Here is a 21,546-nt window from a genome sequence, read left to right as displayed (position 1 = left end):
AAACAATTCCAGCAAAAGTGTACTGCGGTTTTGCGTCCGGAATTGCGCTCTATACAGCATCTGCGTCGAACCGCAGCCGCGCAGCGCGAACCTCATCATGGTTCGCCTCCGCCCAGTTCAGAAGCTGCGACAACACCGTGTAGAGCGACCGCCCAAGATCGGTCAGCCGATATTCGACGCTCGGCGGCTTCGTTGGAAAAACCTCCCGCTCGATATAGCCGTCCCGCTGCAGGTCGCGCAGCGACTGGGTCAGCATGCGCTGGGAAATATCGGGGATCATCCGGCGCAATTCGCCGAAGCGATAGGGCTGCTTGGCGAGCGCCTCCAGCAGCAGCGTCGACCACTTGCCGCCGATCTGCTGCATCACGTCGCGAACCGGGCAATTGGTGAAATCCAGACTGGCAAGGTCTATGTCGCGCCGCGCGCCCAACCCTTCGGATTGGCCTGTTCTCGCTTTCAGATTGACGATTGTTCCGGCCATGCTGGTTCCCTTTTGGTAACGAAGTCCCGAAAAACTGCCTTCTTTACAGTTCCTGGTCAATTCCTATTCTAGTGTTACTCTCTTTTTGAGACCACCTGTCAACCACTAGAGGATATCATGAGCGAAACCATTCTCGTCACCGGCGCCGCAGGCCAGCTCGGCCAGCTTGTCGTCCATCACCTGATCGAAAGCTACAAGGTCACCCCGGCAAACATCATTGCCGCGACCCGCAGCCCGGAAAAGCTCGCGAGCCTCGCCGCCAAGGGTGTTCTCACCCGCAAGGCGGATTTCGATGACGCCGCCGGCCTCGAAGCCGCTTTTGCCGGTGTCGACCGCCTGCTGATCATCAGCACTGACGCCCTCGACACACCCGGCAAGCGCCTGACCCAGCACAAGGCTGCTGTCGCCGCTGCGGTAAAGGCCGGGGTGAAGCACATCACCTACACCTCCATGCCGGCCCCGGATGGTTCGCTCGTCACCTTCGCACCCGACCATCTCGGCACCGAAAACGCCATCAAGGCGAGCGGCATCCCCTACACCATCGTCCGCGACGCCTGGTATCACGACAATTACCTGCACGGCATGCCGCACAATCTGCAGTCTGGAAAGTGGTTCACATCGGCCGGCGACGGCAAGATTTCGACCATCTCGCGTGACGATTGCGCACTCGCCATCGCTTCAGTTCTCGCAGCCGGCATCTCGGCCGGCGCCACCTATACGCTGACCGGCAAGCAGTCGCTGACATCGAAGGAGATCGCCGCCCTCGTCACCGAAGCGACCGGCAAGCCGCTGGATGTCGTTCCCGTGACCGATGAACAGCTTGGCCAGGGTATTCGCGGCACCGGCCTGCCGGGCTTCGTCGCCGACATGCTGGTTTCGGCCGATGCCAATACCCGCGCCGGCAAGTTCGACATCGTCACCGACGACTTCACAAAGCTGACCGGCAGAGAGCCGCAGCCGCTGAAGGATTACTTCGTCGCCAACAAGGCCGCTCTCACCGCCTGAGCCGGCCTCATCTGAGGCGACTTTGGGCCCGCCCTCGCATCCACCGAGGGCGGGCCGCTTTCAGATCTTCTGGCCGCAGGCCCTGCAGAAGCGTCGTACCGTCTCCGCCATCCCATATTCCAACGCATCTGCCGTCAGCCCGTGGCCGATCGAAACCTCGGCAAGGGCTGGAATGCGCTTCACGAGCGCGGGCAGATTTGCCACCGTCAGGTCATGGCCGCCATTGACGGCAAGACCCAGCGCAATCGCCGCATCCGCCGTCTTTCCCAGCCCTTCGAGGATCGGTCCTACCCGCTCCGGCGCATCGTAGCAGCCGCCATAGGGGCCGGTATAAAGCTCGATCCGATCAGCACCCGTCGCCTTCGCGGCCTTCACCGCTTCTTCGTCGCCATCGCCGTCGGCAAACAGCGAAACACGGCATCCCATTTTCTTCAGCCGCGCCACGACATCCGACAGCAACGCCTGATGCTTGCGGAAATCCCAGCCGTGATCGGAGGTCGCCTGCGAGGGATCGTCAGGCACCAGCGTCACCTGCTCCGGCTGGGCGCCGGCACAAAGCTCCAGGAATTCCTCGGTCGGATAACCCTCGATATTGAACTCCGCCTGCGGAAACTCGTCGTCGATCAGGTTGCGGATGACGGGAAGGTCGGAAAAACGGATATGCCGCTGGTCCGGCCGCGGATGCACGGTCAGTCCCGAAGCGCCGGCCGCAAGCGCAATGCGCCCGAGCCCTTCCACATCAGGCCACGGCAGATCGCGCCGGTTGCGCAGCATGGCGATGGCATTGAGGTTCACGGAAAGTTTGGCGGGCATGGCAATATCCGTCAGGGGTGGAGACTGGCCCTGCTTTTAAGCCAAGCCGTCCGCGAAGGCCAATGAGATTCGCATATGCATTCCATGTCCGGTCCTGATGGACGCGCCTGCGGTCATGCGCGTACCGCAAACAATAATTTCCGTTCTTTTCGAAGATCATTTGTCAGCCGCAACATGCCATATGGTAGTAGTGACGAAATGACGCTCTCGACATTGCTATCCCATTTAAAAGCGGTTAGTTTTAGCACTTACAAAAGAAACCGTCCGCGCATAATGTGGGCGCTGCGTAACGAGTAAGTACGCCGAGTACTGCTTCTTCCAACGATAAGAACGCTAGAGGAAACCCCGCTCGCCGCGCTCCGGAAGCAATTGGCAAAGCCGCATGAGGTGCAACTATCTGCCCCAGGAGGGTTCATGCCTGACGGTTCCAGACGTTTGTTTGCCGCCGCCGGTATTGCTTCGGAGGCCCGGTCCAAATACCGGTTTCTGCCTTCGGCCGCATTTCCGCCGGATATTCCACAAGGCCCTGTTGCCATCGCCGATATGGCGAACGCTTTCGGCGTCACGCACAGGACACTGCATTTCTACGAAGAAAAAGGTCTGATTTCCGCAAACCGCATCGGCCTGATGCGCGTTTACGATCAGGATGACGTCATGCGCATGGCGGTCATCACCGTCTGCCGCGAAACCGGCATGCCGATCGCCGTCATCCAGGAATTGATGGACGTACTGCGCAGCGCAGCCTCACAGGAAGAGGCCGAATCGATTTTCCGCGAGGCCCTCTCCCAGCGCAAGCGCGAGTTGACGGCCGAGATGTCGACTTTGCACCGGCAGCTGCAGCAGGTGAGCGATCTTCTCGATTACGACAGCAGCCTCGACCTGCCGCCGATTAACGACAACAGGGATCCGGCAAGCCTGACCGATCAGGAGCGCCAGTGCCTGGAGCTGATGGCTGAGGGATATTCGACGCAGCGCATTGCCCGAGCCCTTGACCTCAGGCATGAGGAAACGCGCGCATTGGAAGCCGACATCATCATGAAATTTCACGCCAACAATCGCTTTCAGGCGATCGCCAAGGCGGTTCTCCTTGGCGTCGTGCAGGCCTGATCACTGGGCAGCGGCCGCCACCGCATCCCTGTACGAGCAGATACGCCAGTTTTCAGCGGACGCCAATCTTAGCGGACAATCGTCAGCGTCTCCGCCGCGCGCGTAATCGCCGTATAGAGCCAGCGCTCGCGCGTATCGCGGAAGGCCCAGCTTTCGTCGAACAACACGACATTGTTCCACTGCGAACCCTGTGCCTTGTGCACCGTCAGCGCATAGCCGTAATCGAACTCGTCATAGCGCTTGCGCGTGTTCCAGGGAATCTCGCCTTCCACATTCTCGAAGGCCTCCTTCAGGAGCTTGATCTTCGCAGCCCCCCGATCCATGTCGTCATCTTCCGGACGCACCAGCAGGTTGATACCCGGCTTTGTGGTTTCCTTGGATGAGGTCATGACCTGCCAGAGCGAGCCGTTAAGCAGCCCCTTGGCCGGGTCGTTGCGCAGGCAGACCAGCTTGTCGCCGGTCTGCGGATGTTCGGTCGTAAAACCCTTGAGTTCCCGCAGGCGCTGGTTATAGCGCCGCCGCGTCTTGTTGGTGCCGACAAGCACCTGATCGGCATCCATAACCAGGGGCTGCGTCACCTCGTTCTTCGAGATCACCCGCGCCTTGCCATAGTCGCCATACATGATCTCATTGCCTTCACGCACCTGCATGGCGAGCTTGATGATCGGGTTGTCGCGCGCCTGCCGATGGATATCGGTGAGCAGATAGTCCGGTTCCTGATTGGTGAAGTAGCCGCCGCCGGTGACCGGCGGTAACTGGCCGGGATCGCCGAGCACGAGGATCGGCGTGCCGAAACTCATCAGGTCCCTGCCGAGCGCTTCGTCCACCATCGAGCATTCGTCGACGATGATAAGTGCGGCTTTGGCGACCGGGCTCTGACGGTTGATGGAAAACATCGGCGCGATCGAGGTCTTGCCGGTTTCCTCGTCGGCAACCTCTTCCTCTCCGCGCGGCCGGTAGATCAGCGAATGGATGGTCTTGGCATTCGATGCCCCGCGCGAGCGCAGCACCTGCGCTGCCTTGCCGGTGAAAGCCGCAAACAACACGTCGCCATCGACATGCTCGGCGAAATGCTTGGCAAGCGTCGTCTTGCCTGTTCCGGCATAGCCAAACAGACGGAAGAGTGGAGACCTGCCCTCCTTCAGCCAGTTGGAAACGGCCTTCAGGGCTTCATCCTGTTGAGGAGCGAATTGCATGGAGGCGACTTGGCAGGATTCGCCTCCGATAGGCAAGGCGGAAATTCCCCGGCGGCGCAGCTTGCGGACCTTTGAGCATCGGCAACTCTGTGCCTTCACTCCACCGATTTACAAGCCACGCTTTATAGTCCTTCCGCAAAATCCCCGATTATCACGAATGACGCCTCGCGCGATGATCGTCGAATGGCAGACCGACTATGCCTGCAATACCAGGAGAACCGTGATGGCCCATTTTCCAGTTGAGACCGACAGGCGCTCGTCATTGTCTGGCGCATGTCTTCTGGTCGGAGCAATGTTCGCAGCGTTGACCGAAGCGGTCGCCGGAACTGTCCTGTCGATGGCAAGACTGGACATTATGGGAGACACCTATGCGTCTTCCGACGAGTTTGTCAGGCTTGAAGTCGGTTACGTCGCAGCAAAGCTTGTGGCCTTTGCGCTGACTCCCTGGATCGCCGGCCGGTTCACGTTGCAGAATGCGCTGACAGCGGCAACCGCCAGCATGACCGTTGCATGCGCACTTGCCGCCGTCTCCAGCGAATTGAACATCCTCCTGGCATTGAGGCTCGTTCAGGGTTTCTCAGGCGGGGTCATTCTTGTGAGCGCCCAGACGCTTCTCTTTCAGGTTTTCGCCCGCAGGGAGCAGCCGCTTATCCAGACGCTGTTTGCAATCGGCGCTGTGGTCGCTCCCGCAACGCTTGCGCCATTCATGCACGGCTGGCTTCTCGACACCCTGTCATGGAGGTGGATCTTCACCGCCGTCGTTCCCGTCGGCCTCGCGGCCGTGCTGCTTCTTGCATGGACCGATGCCGGGCAAACGGCCGAAGCACGCCGCTCCCGCTTCGACTGGTTCGGAACCGCGATGTTTACGATAGCGGCCTTCTCGATCACCTACCTGCTCAACCGTGGAAACCGTTGGGACTGGTTGCGAAACGACGACATCATCATGCTGACGCTCGCCGCCGCGGCCGCCTTTCTTCTGCTCATCATTCATTGCCTGCGCGGTAAACGCGAAGACAAACTTCTCGATCTCGGCGTCTTCGGCAATGGCGGTTCTCCTTCGGCTTCCTTGCAAGTTTCGTGGCGGGTTTCGCGCTGCTCGGCAGCAGTTACCTCATCCCGTCTTTTTCCATATCGATCCTGAAGATGACGCCCACCGCAGCTGGTGCCTTGCTCTTGCCGAGCACTGCCATGTTCGTGACGACGCTGTTCCTCACCGCAGCCCTTATCCAGCGCCTCGGCATGACACCGGTCGCAACGGTTCCGTTCGGCGTGATGGGCTTGATGTGCGCCATGTGGATGTTATCGGGATCGTCAGGCGGCAGCGGGATTCCCGATATGCTCCCGGCAATCCTGCTTCGCGGCGCGGCCCTCGGTTTTCTCTTCCTGTCGATAACCCTCGTCACAATGCTCGGCCTCAGCAAGGCGCATCTTGTTTATGGCGTGGGCCTGTTCAATGCCGGGCGCCAGATCGGCGGTCTCATCGGAATAGCCTTTCTTCAAACCTTCATCGAGAATGAAACAGCCCAGAACCGGGCTGTCCTTGCCGCCCATATCATGCCCGGTCGTCCTGAAGTGATTCAGCGGCTGGCAATGATGAGCCGCTATTTCGCAACCCATGGAATGGAGCTTGGAGCAGCAGCAAAGGCCTCCGGCGCCTTGCTCGGGAAACAGGTCATGATGCAGGCGAGCGTCATCGCCTTCAACTCCGCCTTTTTCTCTCTCACCCTGTTCTTCCTCGGCGCAGCACCCTTCCTGATCCTTTCGAAAGTGATCATCGGCAAGCTCATCGCTCGCAGAACCGCGCCGGCCGGTGGTCTGGCGCATACCCGATGAGATACACTCGTCAGGCCTTTTTCGCTTCCCCCAGCACCCGCTCGCGCAACAGCCCGACGAGATAGAGCGACCCCGTCAGGATCACCCAGGCGCCGGATGCGGCTGCCCGCTCGAGCGCCTTTTCGTAAGCAGACTGCGGATCCTCGATCACCTCGCTGGCAAGGCCGATCTTCGCGGCAAGCTGCTGCATTTCGGCAGGCGGACGGAAGCGGTCCGAAACCGAGGTGAAAATCGGCGAGACGCCATAACGGCGCATCACGTCGAGAAGCCCCGGCGCATCCTTGTCTGCCGCGATTGCGACGACCGCGATGCCCTGCCCGGCAAATCCCTCCATGCCGGATAGATCGTCGAGAACAGCTTCGAGATTGAAGGGCACATGCGCCCCGTCGAGCGCGACGGAAACGGGCCTTCCCGCCACGGGAATAACAAATCGCTCCAGCCGCCCGGGCAATTGCGATTCCTGCTCTGCCGCCTTGTCGATCAACCATCCGCCGGCCTTCCGGCCATCCCCAGCCGCGACGCCGAGTTCGCCAAGCACATCGAGCGCCGCAGCCGCGACCGCGACATTGCGCTCGGCAATCGTCTTCAACGCGAAAAAATCCGGCCGGATGAGCCGCGCTTCGATCTCTGCAGCACGCTTCGCAATAACGGCACCCGCCTCGTCATCAGCTCCGAGCGGTGTCACGACGGTCGACCTCGGCTTGATGATGCCGGCCTTTTCGAAGGCGATGGCCGCTCGCGTCTTGCCGAGGATCTCCGTATGTTCGAGGCCGATATTGGTGACGATGGAAACGTCGCTTTCGACGATATTGGTCGAATCCAGCCGTCCGCCGAGACCCGTTTCGACCACGGCCCATTTCACGCCCGCATCCCGGAAGATCAGGAAACCCGCCGCCGTCAAAATGTCGAACCAGGTCGCCGCCTCCGCCGCCGTGCCCTCCGACCTTGCAGCCTTGAGTGCATCGAGCCCCAGGAAGAGCGCCTCGGCCAGCACGCCCTCATCGACTGCCTGGCCGTTGACGCTGACGCGCTCGGAGATATGCTCCACATGTGGCGAGGCATAACGCCCGACGGAAATGCCGGCATGGCGCAGACCCGCTTCGAGCAGCGCCGAGGTCGAGCTCTTGCCCTTGGTGCCTGCCACATGGATCGAGCGGAAGGCGCGGTGCGGGTTGCCGAGACGGGCCGAGAGATCGAGGATCGGCTCCAGCCCGACCCGCATTTCGCCGCGCGGGCGCTGTTCCCAGTTGGTGAGCTGATCAAGTTGCGAAAGGGCTTCGATAAGGCGGGGGTTCTGTATCTGCATGGGCATGGCACACGGGTATCGGGGTTATGTTTGTGCCCAGGCGAGCGGCATCGGCAACCTGCGCTTCCCGATGGTTATCCATCTGTCTCGCCAGTCACGCAGGCGGGCCGACATTAGAACCTTTCCCTTGCCCTGCCTAGCCTCGCAAGCGGCATCAGCACGGCTCCGCCGCGACGCCACCTGCAGCAACTGCCGGTTAACGCTGGTGAATTTTAGCCCTTGCGGAGATTTCCAAGAACGCCACTTTAGCTCCTGTCTGTGACAAAGAGCCGGAGATTCGAATGGGACAAACTGTCCGAATTCCAGTCAACGAACCGCAGAGACTGCTTGCCTTGCGCTCGCTGAGCGCCATCGGCAGCAGCCCGACGCCTGAGCTTGCAGCACTTGCCGAGCTCGCCAAGAATGCATTCGCAATGCCCTATGCTGCCATCAACATCGTCGACGAGGATTGGCTGCGCATCGCCGGCGAAGCGGGCATGCAGCTTTCGGAATGCCCGCGCGACCTTTCCTTCTGCACCCGCGTCGTCTTCGCCAACGACATGGTCATCGTTCCCGATCTGGAACAGGATGCGGAGCTCAATGCCGCGCCCTATGTGACAGGCCCGCCCCATTTCCGTTTTTATGCCGGCGCACCGTTGGAACTGGAAAACGAGCTGGTCATCGGCGCCTTCTGCATCCTCGATCGGAAGCCGCGCCTCTTCACGGAAAAAGAGACGGCCAATCTTCGCCGTTTCGCCAGTGTCGCGAGCGCTCTCCTGCGGCTGCAGAAGGCCAATTTCATCATGGGCCTTGCCGAAAGCAGCTTGCGCACTGCGGCCATGACCGATCCGCTGACCGGCTTCCTCAACCGTTCGGCGCTCGACGCCGTCGTCGACCGTGCGCTGGAATCAGCTCTTGCCTCCGGACAGACCTTCGGCGCTCTCTATCTCGACATGGACGGCTTCAAGTCGATCAACGATACGCTCGGCCACCATATCGGCGACGAGGTGCTGCGCGAGGCGGCAAATCGCATCCGGTCGGTTATTCGATCAGGCGACATCGTCGTGCGCATGGGCGGCGACGAATTTGCGATCTTCGTGCCCAACCCGCCAAACACAGAAGCGCTGGTCTCCGTCTCCGAACGCCTGCTCTCGGCTTTCCGCAGCCCCTTCACCATCGAGGGAAATATTGTCCGCGCCCGCCTGAGCATCGGCACCGCACTCGCCCCGCAAGGTGGGGCCTGCCGCCGCGAACTGCTACGCAACGTCGATGGTGCCCTCTATAGCGCCAAAGCTGCCGGACGGGACTGCCATGTGGCTTTCAATCCGAACTGACGTTTGAAAAAGAAACGGGAATAAAACGGACGCTTGGCGTGTCTCATGTCCGGTATCGCAAAAATGCGTGCCTAACCGAGGAGAGAGACCATGAAGTCCGTGAAATTCCTGTCCGCGCTGGCGCTCGTCGCTGCCACCGCGACTGCAGCCTTCGCCGCCCCTGCCGTCACCGAAGTCGATACGGCCAAGGGCAAGGTTCTTGCCGGCGAAAAAGGCATGACGCTCTACACCTACAAGAAGGACGAAAAAGGCGTCACGAATTGCTACGACAAGTGCGCCACCAACTGGCCGCCCTTCCTCGCCGCTAGCGACGCCAAGGCCAGTGGTGCATACTCGCTCGTCGAACGCAAGGATGGAAAGAAGCAGTGGGCCAAGGACGGCATGCCGCTCTATTACTGGGTGAAGGACACCAAGTCCGGCGACATCACCGGCGACGGCGTCGGCGGTTCCTGGGATCTCGCAAAGCCCTGATGAGGCCAGCGTGAAGACGCCCCCACCCGATACGTTCGAGGGCCAGATCCTGGCCCTCCTTCCCTCGCTCCGCCGCTATTCCCGCAGCCTCACCCGCTCGGATGCCGAGGGCGAGGATCTGCTCCAGGATTGCGTGGAAAAGGTTCTGGCCCGGCGCGGCCAGTGGCGCGGCATCAACCTGCGCGGCTGGGTGCTGACGACCATGACCAACCTCTACCGCAACACCCGCCGCGCAAGCCCCCGCGACCGGCTGGTCGAACTCGATGCCGCTGAAGAGATGGCAAGTCCCAACGCCCAGGCAGACCCGCTGGAGCGCCTGCGGCTGGAACAGGCCCTCGACAGCCTGTCGGAAGAATACCGTGCCGTGCTGATGCTCGTCGTCATCGAGGGCTACAGCTACAGCGAAGTGGCCGCCATGCTGGATATCCCGATCGGAACCGTCATGTCGCGCCTGTCGCGCGCCCGCCAGCGCATGAGCGAACATATGAAAGCCGATAATGTGATTACGCTTCGGAGACCGAAATGAACGAGACCAACCCCACCGTCACCGAAGCGGACCTGCATGCCTTTGCCGACGGGCAATTGCCGGAGACCGCCCGCGCCCGCGTGGAAGCCTATCTCGCCGACAATCCCGAAGAGGCCGCGAAGGTGGCCGCCTGGCAGACGCAGAATGCCGGCATCAAATCGCTTTTCGCAGGCTACGAGAAGAACCGCGACAACGATCTCCAGCTGCTGACGCCAGCAGAGCCGGCATCCCCCTGGAAGGCCCGCAGCGCGCTCGCCGCTGCCGCTATCATGTTCTTCGCACTCGGCGCGGTCAGCGATCGCTTCATCCCGCCGCTCTTCGAACGCCCGCCGCTGCAGCTTGCCGAAGCCGAAACCCTGCCGAAGCAGGCCGAGACCGCCTTCCTCGTCTATGCAAACGAAGTACGCCACCCGGTCGAGGTCTTCGCCAATGAGGAAGCGCATCTGGCCACCTGGCTCGGCAAGCGCCTGGCAATCCCCGATCTCAAGGTGCCGGACCTGAAGTCCCTCGGCTTCCACCTCGTCGGCGGCCGCCTGCTGCCTGTCGATAACAGGCCGGGCGCCATGTTCATGTATGAGGATCAGGGCGGCGAACGCCTGACCGTTATCGTCGGCCGCAACAAGGAAAACAGGACGACGAGCTTCCGCTTCGCCTCCACCAGGGATGTCGAGACCTTTTACTGGATCGATGGCGAACTCGGCTATGCGGTAACAGGCGAAATCTCCCGCGACATGCTGCGCAAGGTGGCCGAAGAATGTTACCGGCAGTTCCCGTCGTGAAGCGGGAACTGCAGCGCAAGCCATTCGATCAGGCCGATACGACGCGGTAGCGGCCGATTTCGTCCTGGCGAAGGACGGCTCCACCCTCAGCGTCCTCGCCGAGTTGCTTCTTCAATGCCTGCGTGACCTTGTCGTTTTTATCGGGATCACTAGCGCTGTTGATCAGGTCGTCCAGTGAGATACCGAGCTTGTCCAGACCGAGATCACGCTCGATCTTCGCAATGGCCTGCTGCCCGTCCGGCTTGCTCTTGAGATCTGAAAAAGCCTTTTTCGTCGCGGCGACAAACTCGTCCATTGACGCATAATCGCTCTTTTTTACGCCCAGCGCCTCGCCCGCGCGGTCGACCAGATCGAGCTTCATCTGGGTAACGCTTCGGTCGTTCACGCTGAACAAGGATTCCGAAATCTTGGATTGTGCCGCGGTCGGCTGCGGGGTCATCCCCGATGTCTGTCTGGTTGGCTGACCATGGGCAATCGCAACGAGATTGTCGCCGTCCGATTTTTTGGCTTCGCTGGAATTAACAGGGGAAACTGTCTGCTGAAGGATCAGCAAAGCCGCTTCATTGGTCGATGAAATCGAAGTCATGCATGGTCCTCGACCGCATTTGTTCGACCGTCATGGGAACCATGCGCATGTTTGACCGGGCGTCATGCCTGAGTGTGAATCAGATGGGTTTTCGATTCGCATCATCGCAATGAATCGTTGCATAAATATAAAACTTCAGCGTGTGCCCGTCGACAGGTGTCATCGACAGCCTCAGGACAGTGCGTGTTCTCAGCGCAGCGGATCGTTGGCGAGCTCGATCGGCTTGCCGTGCGGTGTCGCTTCCGCCGCCCGCTGCCAGCTCTTCTGCAGGTCGAGAATGACGGAAGCCTCGGCCACGCCTCGGCTGACCAACAGCTCGCAAAGGGCTGCCACCCAGCAGTCGAAATAATCGCTGCCATCTTCGGCGCGGACAGGCTTGTGCAATTCCTTCGACAGCGTTTGCGCCCACTCGCTCCAGGCAAACAGCCCCTTCGCATGCAGATGCACAGTCATGGCGAAAGCTTCCGCCGCCCAGGGCTCCGGGAAGACGGGATCACCCTCCGGCGACTTGGGCAGGCCGGGCGATTGCGCCAGTTGAGAGGGCGCCTCACACACGCTCAAGATAGCTCTCCCAAGCATCGATGGAGACGGTCAGCGACGGGTCCGCACCCTCGCCCCAGATTTCAGCCCCGTCGAAGACGACAGTATAGAGCCATTGCGGATTCTCGCCTTTGCCATGCGCATTGTCATCGGGAAACACGAAGGAACCCTGCACCGCCTCGATGATGCCGGTCTTGGCGCGTGCGTAACGCGGCAGCCGCGTATGGGTCACTGGATTGAAATTCTTCGTCTTCACCTTTTCGCCGACGACGAAGAGCGGCGCGCTGTCGACAGGCCGGTCGCAAGGGCCGCCCTTGGCGAGCGCACCCGATACCATATCGGCTTTCAGCACGCGCTTCGGCACAGTGCCGTCCTGCAGCTTGTGGCCTGACAACAGCTCCTCACGCGTCGCAAAACCATGCCGCTCCAGGAGCGTGTCGATGCCGCGGATCCAGACCTCGTAATAGCTCGCCGCGAGATAATCAGCCGGCGGAATGTTTTCCCGCGCATGCCGGCTTTCATCGATCGTCCAGGCGCCGAACGCGCCGCAGGAGAGCGTGATCCCGAGCGCCCGCTTCTCCCATTCGGCGTGGAAATAGGGTTCGTTCTTTTCTGGCGCGACGGGCCCGAAGCCCATCTGCCCGCCGAGATCGTGCGGGCCGTTCACGTCGGCACCCTTGTGCCGGCAGCCGCCGTGCCGATCATCGCATCACGGCTGACGAGATCGGCAAGTGCCTCTTCGTCCATGCCTTCGGTGCTCTCCGGCCGCTCGGGAATGACGAGATAGCGCAGTTCCGCCGTCGAATCCCAGACGCGGACCTTCTTGCCTTCGGGCAGCGTCAGCCCGAATTCGGCAAGCACGCCACGCGGATCGATGACAGCGCGTGAACGATAGGCCGGCGCCTTGTACCAGATCGGCGGCAGGCCGAGCACCGACCACGGATAGCAGGAGCAAAGCGTGCAGACGACGAGATTATGGGTGTCTGATGTATTGAAGACGGCGCGCATATGCTCGCCCTGCCGGCCCGTATAGCCGAGGCTGGCGATCGCCGCCGTCGCATCCCGCTTCAGCCATTCGGCAAAATCCGGATCGCTCCAGGCTTTCGCAACGACACGCGCGCCATTGCGCGGGCCGACCTTCGTCTCATAGGTCTCGACAATCGCATCGATCGCGGCCGGGTCGATCAGCCCTTTCCCTGTCAGCAGCGTTTCCAGCGCTTTCACGCGCGCCTGCATATCCGAATAATGGTTGTCATGATCGTGGTGGTGGCCATGATCGTGCCCATGATCGTGATCGTGCTGATGATCGTCGTCGTGATCGTGCAAATCGAAGCCCTCCCGGATTGTGCCGTCCGTTTTAGCACTTGCTGAGGCTGAGCCAAGCCCTTCCGAGACCTTAAACTTTTTGCGCTAGGTTCGCAGCATGAACATCCTGATTCTCGGCGCTACAGGTTTTATCGGCTCGGTCGTCGCGGCACGTCTCGCCGCGGAGGGTCATGTCGTCACCGGTCTCGGACGCAATGCCGCCCGCGCCGCACTCAAGCAGCCGCTGATCCGGTGGCGCCGCGCCGACCTTTCCGACATGACGCGTCCTGACGATTGGCGCGATATCCTCGCAGGACAGCATGCCGTCGTCAATTGCGCCGGCGCATTGCAGGATGGCCTTAGCGACGATCTCTCGGCGACACAGACGCAGGCCATGCTCGCCCTCTATGCTGCGGCAAAGCCGACCTCGACACTCGTCGTCCAGATTTCTGCGCGCACCGATGGCGCCGGCAGCAAACTGCCCTTCCTCGCGACCAAGCGCGCCGCCGATACGGCCCTAGCGTCATCTGGCTTGCCTTACGTGATCCTGCGCCCTTCCCTCGTCCTCGGCCGCAATGCCCATGGCGGCACGGCGCTCCTGCGCTCCCTCGCGGCGTTCCCCCTCGTCCTGCCGCTCATCCACGCCGACAGCCCGGTCGAAACCGTCGCGAGCGAAGATGTCGCCGCCGCCGTTTCGGCCGCAATCTCAGGCACGCTTCCCTCCCGCAGCGATATCGAACTGGCGGCAGAGGAGCGGCACACGCTCGCGAGCCTCGTAAAACTGCACCGCGCCTGGCTCGGCCTCCCGGACGCACCGGTCCTTTCCATCCCGCCTGTTCTCGCGCGACCGGTGACGTGGCTTGCCGATATCGCCGGCCATCTCGGCTGGCGCTCGCCTTTGCGCTCCACCGCCATGACCGTCATGTCCGAAGGTGTCAGCATGGATCGCCCGACGCCGTCAGGCCTTCCAGCACGCTCAGCCGCCGAGACACTTGCTGCCAATCCCTCCGGCGTTCAGGACCTCTGGTTTGCCCGCCTCTATCTCCTGAAAGCACCCGTCATATCAGGCCTGTCGCTCTTCTGGCTGCTGTCGGGCCTCATCCCGCTTCTGGCGCCGCAGCAGGCAAGCGCCCATTTCCTGCCCTTCATGCCGGCAGGTGCAGCCATCGCGCTGACGGTCCTCACCTGCCTGATCGATATGGCGCTCGGTGCTACCGTGCTCGTCCGTCCCTTCGCCCGCCGCGCCCTTCTCGGCATGCTCGCCGTCTCGCTTGCCTACCTCTTGGGCGCTACGGCCCTGGAACCGGCTCTCTGGCGCGATCCGCTCGGCCCGCTCGTCAAGGTACTGCCTTCGCTGCTCCTGACGTTTGCGGCACTCGCCATCCTGGATGAACGTTGATGCTTGCCGAACTGCTGCTGTTTGCCCACGTGGTCGGAGCGACCGTGCTCTTCGGCACCGGCGCCGGCATCGCCTTCTTCATGGTCATGGCGCACCGCACCCGCAATCCCGTGCTGATCGCCCATGTCGCCGGCACCGTCGTCATCGCCGATACGATCTTTACCGCCACAGCTGCCATTCTCCAGCCGGTGACAGGCTATCTTCTCGCCCGCATCATCGGCTGGGAATTGACGGAAAGCTGGATCGCGCTGTCGCTGGTTCTCTATGTCGTGACCGGCATCTTCTGGCTGCCGGTCGTCTGGATCCAGATCCGGCTGCGCAATCTCGCGCGCGCCGCAGCAGCATCAGGCGCTGCCCTGCCGCCAGCCTATTTCAGCCTCTACCGCATCTGGTTCGCCTTCGGCTTTCCGGCCTTCTTCGCGGTCCTCGGCATTCTCTGGCTGATGTTGACGAAACCGACTCTATTTTAGCATCGGCCAAAGGCTGAGCACGAGCAGCACCGCCATCGTGATATTGAACCATTTCAGCCGCACCGGATCGGAAAGCCATTCCCTGAGCGCCGAGCCGAAGCCTGCCCAGGTGGAGACGGAGGGCACGTTGACCGCCGCAAAGGCGAGGCCGACAAGCAGCACGCTGATCATATAAAGCTCTGGATTGGTGTATGTCGCCATGGCCGTCACCGCCATCACCCAGGCTTTCGGGTTGACCCACTGAAAGGCCGCAGCGCCGAGGAAGGACATCGGCTTCACGCCGCTCTTGCCTTCGCTCAGCGACCGCGAGGTCGCGATCTTCCAGGCGATCCAGACGAGATAGGCGCCGCCGGCAAATTTCAGCGCGGTATAGATCGCCGGCACCGTATGCAGCAGCGCCCCGAGCCCCAGGCCAACGCCAAGCAGCAGCGACAGGAAACCAGCCCCGATGCCGAACATATGCGGGATGGTCCGGCGGAAACCGAAATTCACGCCCGAGGCAAACAGCATCATATTGTTCGGCCCCGGCGTGATCGAGGTCGTGAAAGCAAAGAGCAGGAGTGCCAGAAACGTATCCAGCGGCATGAAACCCTCCCAGTGCCGCACATGTTCAAGCCCATGCGGCTTATTGCAATTAGGTCAGCATAACTGCCCTAAACCCTTGACACCATAACATGATTGTCATGGTGACAGGATTACCTGATAGTCTGCTCAGCACTCAAAGGACAGGCTGCCATGAACGACCCGATCCCCACCATCACTTTTGCCGATGGCACCGAAGTCCCCTCGCTCGGCCAGGGCACATGGGGCATGGGCGAGGATGCCGGCCATGCGAAGGAAGAGATCGACAGCCTCAAGGCCGGCCTCGACCTCGGCATGGCGATGATCGATACCGCTGAAATGTACGGAGACGGCGGCGCAGAAGAAATCGTCGGACAGGCGATCAAGGGACGCCGCGACGAAACCTTCATCGTCAGCAAGGTGTATCCCTGGAATGCCAGCCGCACGGGCACGATCGATGCCTGCGAAAGCAGCCTCGAACGCCTCGGCACCGACCGCATCGACCTTTACCTGCTGCATTGGCGCGGCAACTATCCGCTCACCGAAACCGTCGAAGCCTTCGAGACGTTGAAAGCGGCCGGGAAAATCCGCGCCTGGGGCGTTTCCAACTTCGATACCGACGACATGGAGGAGCTGCTCTCCGTTCCCGGCGGGCGGAATGTCGCCGCCAATCAGGTGCTCTACAATCTCGCCCGGCGCGGTATCGAATATGATCTCCTGCCCTGGTGCCAGAGCCGCAACATTCCGATCATGGCCTATTCGCCCATCGAACAGGGCCGCATCCTGCATCATCCGGAGCTGATCCGCATCGCCAAGGCCAATCAGGCGACCCCGGCGCAGCTGGCGCTGGCCTTTCTGCTCGAACGCGACGGCGTCTTCGTCATTCCGAAGACCTCCACTATCGAGCGCGCCCGCGAAAACCGTGATTGCATCTCCCTCGACATCACCGACGAGGACTGGGAAGCCCTCGACGCCGCCTTCCCGCCCCCGGCAAAGAAAACGCCGCTGGAGATGCTCTGACCTCCAGCGGCGTGAATGGTTTTTCAGAAGCAGACGATTATCTGCCCGGGGCTGTAACCCTTACATGCCCGGGCTGTCTCTTTACATGCCCTGCCCGCCGCGGTTCATCGCAGCAATGCCGGTGCGGCAGACCTCGATGAGGCCGAGCGGCTTCATGATCGCTACGAACTGGTCGATCTTCGAGGATTTGCCGGTGATCTCCAGGATGAAGTGATCCACAGTCGCATCCACCACCTTGGCATGGAAGGCATCGGCAAGGCGCAGCGTCTCGGCGCGAGTCTCGCCGCTGCCGATCACCTTGAGCAGCGCCACTTCACGCTCGATCGGCCGCTCCTGGCCGAGTTCGCGGGCGCGAACCGTCAGGTCCACCACGCGGTGCACGGGCACGATGCGCTCGAGCTGCGCCTTGATCTGTTCCAGCACCTGCGGCGTGCCGCGGGTGACGACGGTGATGCGCGAAAGATGCGCCTGATGCTCCGTTTCCGAAACCGTGAGGCTTTCAATATTGTAGCCGCGGCCGGAGAAGAGGCCGATGACGCGCGCAAGCACGCCCGGCTCGTTATCGACCAGCACCGAGAGCGTGTGGCTCTCGATGGCTGCCGTTTCCGGAGAGATGAAGTAGGCAGAGCCGGTGGGTTGAAGGTGTGCGTTCATGATCCTGAGGTTCCTCTGACTTCTTCTTAGACGAGCTGACGGCCCTTGGCGTCGATCGCGTTGGCGACCGCTTCATCCGTCGCTTCGTCCGGCAGCAGCATTTCATTATGGGCCTTGCCCGAGGGGATCATCGGGAAGCAGTTGGCGAGATTGGCAACGCGGCAATCGAAGATAACAGGCTTCTTGACGTCGATCATCTCCTGGATGGTCGCATCGAGGTCATCAGGCTTCTCGCAACGCAGGCCGACGGCGCCATAGGCTTCGGCGAGCTTCACAAAGTCGGGCATCGCTTCCGTATAGGAGTTGGACAGGCGGTTGCCGTGCAGCAGCTGTTGCCACTGGCGCACCATACCCATGTACTGGTTGTTCATGATGAAGATCTTGATCGGCGCATCGTGCTGGATCGCCGCCGACATTTCCTGGATGCACATCTGGATCGAGGCATCGCCGGCAATATCGATGACCAGGCTTTCCGGATGGGCGATCTGCACGCCGAGCGCTGCCGGCAGGCCGTAACCCATCGTACCGAGCCCGCCCGAGGTCATCCAGCGGTTCGGCTGCTCGAAGCCGAAGAACTGGGCTGCCCACATCTGGTGCTGGCCGACTTCGGTCGTGATGTAGGTGTCGCGATCCTTGGTCAGGGCGAAGAGACGTTCCAGCGCATATTGCGGCATGATGACGTCCTTGCTCATCGTATAGGCGAAGGAATTGCGGGCGCGCCAGCGGGCGATATCGCCCCACCATGCGTCGAGACGGCTCTTCTCCGGCTTCTTCGGCAGTGCCCGCCACAGGCGGATCATGTCTTCCAGGATATGGCCGACATCGCCGCGGATGCCGACATCGACACGGACGTTCTTGTTGATCGAGGACGGATCGATATCGATATGGATCTTCTTCGAATTCGGTGAGAAGGCGTTCAGGCGGCCGGTGATGCGGTCGTCGAAGCGGGCGCCGATGCAGACCATGACGTCGCAATCATGCATCGCCATGTTGGCTTCGTAGGAGCCATGCATGCCGAGCATCTTCAGCCAGTTCTTGCCGGAGGCCGGATAGGCGCCGAGCCCCATCAGCGTCGAGGTGATCGGGAAATCGGTCAGTTCGACCAGCTCGCGCAGCATGCGGGAGGCTTCCGGACCGGAATTGATGACGCCGCCGCCTGTATAGAAGACCGGCTTCCGCGCATTCGCCATCAGCTCGATTGCCGCCTGGATCTGGTTGATATCGCCCTGGATCTTCGGCTGGTAGCTCTTCTGGATCGCATGATCGGCCGGCGGTGTATAGGTGCCGGTGGCAAACTGCACGTCCTTCGGAATGTCGACGACGACGGGACCCGGACGGCCGGACTGGGCAATGCGGAAAGCTTCGTGGATGACGGCGGCGAGTTGGTTGACATCCTTGACCAGCCAGTTGTGCTTGGTGCAGGGGCGCGTGATGCCGACCGTGTCGCATTCCTGGAACGCGTCCGAGCCGATGAGCGGTGTCGGAACCTGCCCCGTCAGGCAGACGAGCGGAATGGAATCCATCAGCGCATCCTGCAGCGGCGTGACGGCATTGGTGGCGCCTGGACCTGACGTGACCAGCATGACGCCGACCTTGCCGGTGGAGCGGGCATAACCTTCGGCCGCATGGCCGGCACCCTGCTCGTGGCGCACGAGGATATGCTTGATGTCCTCCTGCTGGAAGATCTCGTCATAGATCGGCAGAACCGCGCCGCCGGGATAACCGAAGAGATGCTCGACGCCATTGTCCTTCAGTGCGCGGAGAACAATCTCCGCTCCCGTCATCCTGTTGTCTGTCGCCTGATTATCCGTGCTCGCCATGTGTCTGTTCCGTTTGATGCTGGAGATTTGAGTTTCGTGGCCGGAGGCCCGAATTCCGGGCATAAAAAAAGGCCCCTGAGGAGCCTTCGTCTTGCGCATGGGTGGCTACCGCCGGATGGTTACACCATCCTGCCCATGCGCTTGCCCACCACGATAAGAACGTTCGAAATTGTCATGGGCGGAATTGATAGACAGAAAATTTCGCAGCGTCAACGCATTCCGCAATAAAAAAACAGGGGCCAGTCGACCGCCTCGCCCGTCCAGATCCCGGGCTGAAGGATTTATTAAAGGATGGATTATATCCTGTGCGTTAATGCAGGGAGTAACCCTTTGCTCAACAACGACATGATGACGACAGGCAAAGCAGGCGAACAGGATCGCCGCGATAGCCTTGCGCCGGGGAATCGATTTCTCGGGCGTGTCGTTGCATGCAGCGGGTCGCGCGCCACCATCGCCGCTGTGGCGGAAGCCGGCGGCACCGATCTTACCGAATTATGGTCGGTCGGCCGGCTGATCTCCATCACCGTCGGCCGCAATCGTGTCGTCGCCCTCGTCTTCTCCATGAATACTGGCGGCCAGGGCTGGGGCGAAGGGCAGGACAATGTCTTCCGCATCGAGACGGAACTGCTCGGCGAAGTGCGCGTCGAGGAAGATGGCCGCGAGGAATTCTCGACCGGCATTTCCCAGTATCCCTATCTCGGCGCCATCGCTCACCGCATCCGCGCCGCCGACCTGATGCGCATCTATGATGCCGGCAAGGGCGCTACCGCCGTCATCGGCAACCTGACGCAGGATGAAAGCATCGACGCGGCGATCCACGTTCCCTCGATGCTGTCGAAGCACTTTGCCGTCGTCGGCTCGACCGGCGTCGGCAAATCGACCGCTGTCTCGCTGCTGCTGCACAAGGCAATCGAGGCCGATCCGAAGCTGCGCGTACTGATCCTCGATCCGCACAACGAATTTGCCGCCGCCTTTCCGAAGCACGCCGTCACCATCGATACCGACACGCTCGACCTGCCCTTCTGGCTGATGCGGCTCGAAGAATTCGCCGAGGTGGTCTTCCGCGGCCGCCCGCCGGTGCCCGAAGAACTCGATATGCTTCGCGATATCCTGCCAGAGGCCAAGCGCGCCTTCCGCGGCAGTGACAGCTCGCTGGTGCGCCGGCAGACGGAAAAAAGCTCGATCACCGCCGATACGCCAGTACCCTACCGCATCGCCGATCTCCTGGCTCTGATCGATGAGCGCATCGGCAGGCTGGAAGGCCGCGCCGAAAAGCCCTTCCTGCGCTCGTTGAAGATGCGCATCATCGCCGCGATCAACGATCCGCGCTATCACTTCATGTTCTCCAACAATACGATCAGCGACACGATCACGGAGACCATTGCGCAGATCTTCCGCATCCCCGGCGACAACAGACCGATCTGCACTTTTCAGCTCGCCGGCATTCCCTCCGAAGTCGTCAATTCCGTCGCCTCGGTGCTCTGCCGCATGGCCTTCGAAATCGCGCTCTGGAGCGAAGGCGCCATTCACATGCTGGTCGTCTGCGAAGAGGCGCACCGCTACATACCCTCAGACCCGAACCTCGGCTTCGTCCCGACGCGGCAGGCCATCGCGCGCATCGCTAAGGAAGGCCGCAAATACGGTGTCTCGCTCGGCATCATCACCCAGCGCCCCGGCGAACTCGACCAGACGATCCTGTCGCAGTGCTCGACGCTCTTTGCCATGCGCCTTGCCAACGACCGCGACCAGGAAATCATCCGCTCGGCAATCCCCAATTCCTCCATATCGACGACGAGCTTTATCTCCTCGATCGGCAACGGCGAGGCGATCGCCTTCGGCGAGGCAATCCGCGTGCCGATGCGCATGCGCTTCCTGCGCGTCGACGAAAGCCTGCTGCCGAAGGCCCATAGCGCCACCAGCGTACATGCCGAGGAAGATCCCGATACCGTCGACCTGCGTCGCATCGTAACCCGCATGCGGGCGATCACATCAGGCCCTGATATCTCCACCTTCCAGCAGAACTACAGCTCCGCGCTGGCGGATTACGAGCCGGAAGAGGATTTCGCTGACAAGGCCGCCGATCAGCCCTATGCCGCTCAATCAGCAGCAGAGCCGCCGCTCGAACCCTATCGCCCGGCATTGCTGCCACAGAACCGCGCGCCACACCCTGAGACCCCGCCTCTTTCGCCGCAGAGCTCAATCGACGCGCGCCTGGAAGCGCTGCGCCGGGAAATGCGACGCGACGAGCAGCCGAAGCCGGCCTTCGGCGAACAGGCCTCGTCGCCGCGTCGCGATCCGGGAATGTCGCTGCGCGAAAGCATCCTGAAGAAGCCGCTGAGCAGCCTTTACAACAAGGATTGA

At 61.4% G+C, this 21,546-nt stretch carries 23 protein-coding genes and 1 riboswitch; of the genes, 12 read left to right on the top strand and 11 right to left on the bottom strand.

The window, feature by feature from the left end; genetic code table 11:
• Positions 1-49: 49 nt before the first annotated feature.
• Entirely contained in the window at positions 50-481 is a 432-nt protein-coding gene (locus AC1DUP_RS03230; protein WP_113296687.1) for a winged helix-turn-helix transcriptional regulator, read from the bottom strand.
• Between the two features lie 117 nt (positions 482-598).
• On the opposite strand from AC1DUP_RS03230, the gene AC1DUP_RS03225 reads away from it, so the two are divergent.
• Positions 599-1,486 carry an SDR family oxidoreductase gene (locus AC1DUP_RS03225; protein WP_477832063.1) on the top strand — a complete coding sequence of 296 codons (888 nt, stop codon included), beginning with the start codon at positions 599-601 and terminating at the stop codon, positions 1,484-1,486.
• A gap of 60 nt (positions 1,487-1,546) precedes the next feature.
• On the opposite strand, the gene AC1DUP_RS03220 is transcribed toward AC1DUP_RS03225, so the two are convergent.
• Positions 1,547-2,299, bottom strand: a complete 753-nt coding sequence (locus tag AC1DUP_RS03220) for a pyridoxine 5'-phosphate synthase (RefSeq protein ID WP_113506883.1) — start codon at positions 2,297-2,299, stop codon at positions 1,547-1,549.
• 414 nt (positions 2,300-2,713) lie between these two features.
• Between AC1DUP_RS03220 and AC1DUP_RS03215 the strand changes: the two genes are divergently transcribed.
• The gene (locus tag AC1DUP_RS03215; RefSeq protein ID WP_477832062.1) at positions 2,714-3,406 is read left to right on the top strand and encodes a MerR family transcriptional regulator; all 693 of its coding nucleotides are present in this window, start codon (positions 2,714-2,716) and stop codon (positions 3,404-3,406) included.
• Between the two features lie 68 nt (positions 3,407-3,474).
• Here the strand turns inward: AC1DUP_RS03215 and AC1DUP_RS03210 are convergent, their stop codons facing one another.
• On the bottom strand, positions 3,475-4,602 hold the full coding sequence (locus AC1DUP_RS03210) for an ATP-dependent DNA helicase (RefSeq protein WP_113296740.1): 1,128 nt from the start codon (positions 4,600-4,602) through the stop codon (positions 3,475-3,477).
• A 223-nt stretch (positions 4,603-4,825) separates the two neighbouring features.
• Here AC1DUP_RS03210 and AC1DUP_RS03205 point away from each other — a divergent pair, with 223 nt between their 5' ends.
• Together AC1DUP_RS03205 and AC1DUP_RS03200 are read left to right on the top strand one after the other, a co-directional pair.
• Positions 4,826-5,743, top strand: a complete 918-nt coding sequence (locus AC1DUP_RS03205) for an MFS transporter (RefSeq protein WP_477832061.1) — start codon at positions 4,826-4,828, stop codon at positions 5,741-5,743.
• A gap of 2 nt (positions 5,744-5,745) precedes the next feature.
• Positions 5,746-6,435, top strand: a complete 690-nt coding sequence (locus AC1DUP_RS03200; RefSeq protein WP_477832060.1) for an MFS transporter — start codon at positions 5,746-5,748, stop codon at positions 6,433-6,435.
• A 10-nt stretch (positions 6,436-6,445) separates the two neighbouring features.
• Here AC1DUP_RS03200 and AC1DUP_RS03195 read toward each other — a convergent pair whose 3' ends face one another.
• Positions 6,446-7,747 carry a bifunctional folylpolyglutamate synthase/dihydrofolate synthase gene (locus AC1DUP_RS03195; RefSeq protein WP_477832059.1) on the bottom strand — a complete coding sequence of 434 codons (1,302 nt, stop codon included), beginning with the start codon at positions 7,745-7,747 and terminating at the stop codon, positions 6,446-6,448.
• 21 nt (positions 7,748-7,768) lie between these two features.
• Positions 7,769-7,849, bottom strand: a riboswitch (ZMP/ZTP riboswitch).
• Between the two features lie 173 nt (positions 7,850-8,022).
• Here AC1DUP_RS03195 and AC1DUP_RS03190 point away from each other — a divergent pair.
• The 4 genes from AC1DUP_RS03190 to AC1DUP_RS03175 all read left to right on the top strand — a co-directional run bounded on the left by AC1DUP_RS03190 (position 8,023) and on the right by AC1DUP_RS03175 (position 10,830).
• On the top strand, positions 8,023-9,054 hold the full coding sequence (locus AC1DUP_RS03190) for a diguanylate cyclase domain-containing protein (protein ID WP_477832058.1): 1,032 nt from the start codon (positions 8,023-8,025) through the stop codon (positions 9,052-9,054).
• 90 nt (positions 9,055-9,144) lie between these two features.
• The gene (locus tag AC1DUP_RS03185) at positions 9,145-9,525 is read left to right on the top strand and encodes a COG4315 family predicted lipoprotein (protein WP_113296682.1); all 381 of its coding nucleotides are present in this window, start codon (positions 9,145-9,147) and stop codon (positions 9,523-9,525) included.
• 10 nt (positions 9,526-9,535) lie between these two features.
• The gene (locus AC1DUP_RS03180; protein ID WP_113296681.1) at positions 9,536-10,051 is read left to right on the top strand and encodes an RNA polymerase sigma factor; all 516 of its coding nucleotides are present in this window, start codon (positions 9,536-9,538) and stop codon (positions 10,049-10,051) included.
• Positions 10,048-10,830, top strand: coding sequence for an anti-sigma factor family protein (locus AC1DUP_RS03175; RefSeq protein WP_477832057.1), 783 nt, complete (start codon positions 10,048-10,050; stop codon positions 10,828-10,830). Before AC1DUP_RS03180 ends, AC1DUP_RS03175 begins: the two co-directional genes overlap by 4 nt.
• A gap of 28 nt (positions 10,831-10,858) precedes the next feature.
• Here the strand turns inward: AC1DUP_RS03175 and AC1DUP_RS03170 are convergent, their stop codons facing one another.
• The 4 genes from AC1DUP_RS03170 to nthA form a co-directional block, all read right to left on the bottom strand.
• Positions 10,859-11,383 carry a hypothetical protein gene (locus AC1DUP_RS03170; protein ID WP_477832056.1) on the bottom strand — a complete coding sequence of 175 codons (525 nt, stop codon included), beginning with the start codon at positions 11,381-11,383 and terminating at the stop codon, positions 10,859-10,861.
• A 222-nt stretch (positions 11,384-11,605) separates the two neighbouring features.
• Positions 11,606-11,977: a nitrile hydratase accessory protein gene (locus tag AC1DUP_RS03165; RefSeq protein ID WP_477832055.1), complete on the bottom strand. Its 372-nt coding sequence runs from the start codon at positions 11,975-11,977 to the stop codon at positions 11,606-11,608.
• Complete coding sequence (gene nthB, locus AC1DUP_RS03160) at positions 11,964-12,623, bottom strand: nitrile hydratase subunit beta (protein WP_477832054.1); 660 nt, start codon at positions 12,621-12,623, stop codon at positions 11,964-11,966. Before nthB ends, AC1DUP_RS03165 begins: the two co-directional genes overlap by 14 nt.
• Positions 12,620-13,282 carry a nitrile hydratase subunit alpha gene (gene nthA / locus AC1DUP_RS03155; RefSeq protein ID WP_477832053.1) on the bottom strand — a complete coding sequence of 221 codons (663 nt, stop codon included), beginning with the start codon at positions 13,280-13,282 and terminating at the stop codon, positions 12,620-12,622. Before nthA ends, nthB begins: the two co-directional genes overlap by 4 nt.
• Positions 13,283-13,379: 97 nt before the next feature.
• Between nthA and AC1DUP_RS03150 the strand changes: the two genes are divergently transcribed.
• Both AC1DUP_RS03150 and AC1DUP_RS03145 read left to right on the top strand, forming a co-directional pair.
• Positions 13,380-14,660, top strand: coding sequence for an SDR family oxidoreductase (locus AC1DUP_RS03150; protein WP_477832052.1), 1,281 nt, complete (start codon positions 13,380-13,382; stop codon positions 14,658-14,660).
• Entirely contained in the window at positions 14,660-15,130 is a 471-nt protein-coding gene (locus AC1DUP_RS03145) for a DUF2269 family protein (protein ID WP_477832051.1), read from the top strand. The genes AC1DUP_RS03150 and AC1DUP_RS03145 overlap by 1 nt, the downstream gene beginning before the upstream one ends.
• Here AC1DUP_RS03145 and AC1DUP_RS03140 read toward each other — a convergent pair.
• Positions 15,122-15,715 carry a LysE family translocator gene (locus AC1DUP_RS03140; protein WP_113296673.1) on the bottom strand — a complete coding sequence of 198 codons (594 nt, stop codon included), beginning with the start codon at positions 15,713-15,715 and terminating at the stop codon, positions 15,122-15,124. The genes AC1DUP_RS03145 and AC1DUP_RS03140 overlap by 9 nt on opposite strands.
• Before the next feature lie 150 nt (positions 15,716-15,865).
• Between AC1DUP_RS03140 and AC1DUP_RS03135 the strand changes: the two genes are divergently transcribed.
• Positions 15,866-16,711, top strand: coding sequence for an aldo/keto reductase (locus AC1DUP_RS03135; RefSeq protein ID WP_113296672.1), 846 nt, complete (start codon positions 15,866-15,868; stop codon positions 16,709-16,711).
• A gap of 81 nt (positions 16,712-16,792) precedes the next feature.
• Here AC1DUP_RS03135 and ilvN read toward each other — a convergent pair whose 3' ends face one another.
• Together ilvN and AC1DUP_RS03125 are read right to left on the bottom strand one after the other, a co-directional pair.
• Entirely contained in the window at positions 16,793-17,365 is a 573-nt protein-coding gene (gene ilvN / locus AC1DUP_RS03130; RefSeq protein WP_113296671.1) for an acetolactate synthase small subunit, read from the bottom strand.
• A gap of 26 nt (positions 17,366-17,391) precedes the next feature.
• Positions 17,392-19,185, bottom strand: coding sequence for an acetolactate synthase 3 large subunit (locus AC1DUP_RS03125; RefSeq protein ID WP_113311959.1), 1,794 nt, complete (start codon positions 19,183-19,185; stop codon positions 17,392-17,394).
• A gap of 330 nt (positions 19,186-19,515) precedes the next feature.
• Between AC1DUP_RS03125 and AC1DUP_RS03120 the strand changes: the two genes are divergently transcribed.
• Complete coding sequence (locus AC1DUP_RS03120; protein WP_477832050.1) at positions 19,516-21,546, top strand: ATP-binding protein; 2,031 nt, start codon at positions 19,516-19,518, stop codon at positions 21,544-21,546.

The organism is Rhizobium sp. 01L419 (genome assembly GCF_056400025.1).
Note: the sequence above shows the minus strand (reverse complement) of the source record. Positions and strands in the feature narration are given on the sequence as shown.

Coding starts and splice junctions, on each gene's coding strand:
- AC1DUP_RS03225 (WP_477832063.1), top strand. CDS start 599: ATGAGCGAAACCATTCTCGTCACCGGCGCCGCAGGCCAGCTCGGCCAG.
- AC1DUP_RS03125 (WP_113311959.1), bottom strand. CDS start 19,185: ATGGCGAGCACGGATAATCAGGCGACAGACAACAGGATGACGGGAGCG.
- AC1DUP_RS03175 (WP_477832057.1), top strand. CDS start 10,048: ATGAACGAGACCAACCCCACCGTCACCGAAGCGGACCTGCATGCCTTT.
- ilvN (WP_113296671.1), bottom strand. CDS start 17,365: ATGAACGCACACCTTCAACCCACCGGCTCTGCCTACTTCATCTCTCCG.
- AC1DUP_RS03135 (WP_113296672.1), top strand. CDS start 15,866: ATGAACGACCCGATCCCCACCATCACTTTTGCCGATGGCACCGAAGTC.
- AC1DUP_RS03145 (WP_477832051.1), top strand. CDS start 14,660: ATGCTTGCCGAACTGCTGCTGTTTGCCCACGTGGTCGGAGCGACCGTG.
- AC1DUP_RS03195 (WP_477832059.1), bottom strand. CDS start 7,747: ATGCCCATGCAGATACAGAACCCCCGCCTTATCGAAGCCCTTTCGCAA.
- AC1DUP_RS03140 (WP_113296673.1), bottom strand. CDS start 15,715: ATGCCGCTGGATACGTTTCTGGCACTCCTGCTCTTTGCTTTCACGACC.
- AC1DUP_RS03220 (WP_113506883.1), bottom strand. CDS start 2,299: ATGCCCGCCAAACTTTCCGTGAACCTCAATGCCATCGCCATGCTGCGC.
- AC1DUP_RS03190 (WP_477832058.1), top strand. CDS start 8,023: ATGGGACAAACTGTCCGAATTCCAGTCAACGAACCGCAGAGACTGCTT.
- AC1DUP_RS03210 (WP_113296740.1), bottom strand. CDS start 4,602: ATGCAATTCGCTCCTCAACAGGATGAAGCCCTGAAGGCCGTTTCCAAC.
- AC1DUP_RS03150 (WP_477832052.1), top strand. CDS start 13,380: ATGAACATCCTGATTCTCGGCGCTACAGGTTTTATCGGCTCGGTCGTC.
- AC1DUP_RS03185 (WP_113296682.1), top strand. CDS start 9,145: ATGAAGTCCGTGAAATTCCTGTCCGCGCTGGCGCTCGTCGCTGCCACC.
- AC1DUP_RS03215 (WP_477832062.1), top strand. CDS start 2,714: ATGCCTGACGGTTCCAGACGTTTGTTTGCCGCCGCCGGTATTGCTTCG.
- AC1DUP_RS03200 (WP_477832060.1), top strand. CDS start 5,746: ATGACGCCCACCGCAGCTGGTGCCTTGCTCTTGCCGAGCACTGCCATG.
- AC1DUP_RS03205 (WP_477832061.1), top strand. CDS start 4,826: ATGGCCCATTTTCCAGTTGAGACCGACAGGCGCTCGTCATTGTCTGGC.
- AC1DUP_RS03230 (WP_113296687.1), bottom strand. CDS start 481: ATGGCCGGAACAATCGTCAATCTGAAAGCGAGAACAGGCCAATCCGAA.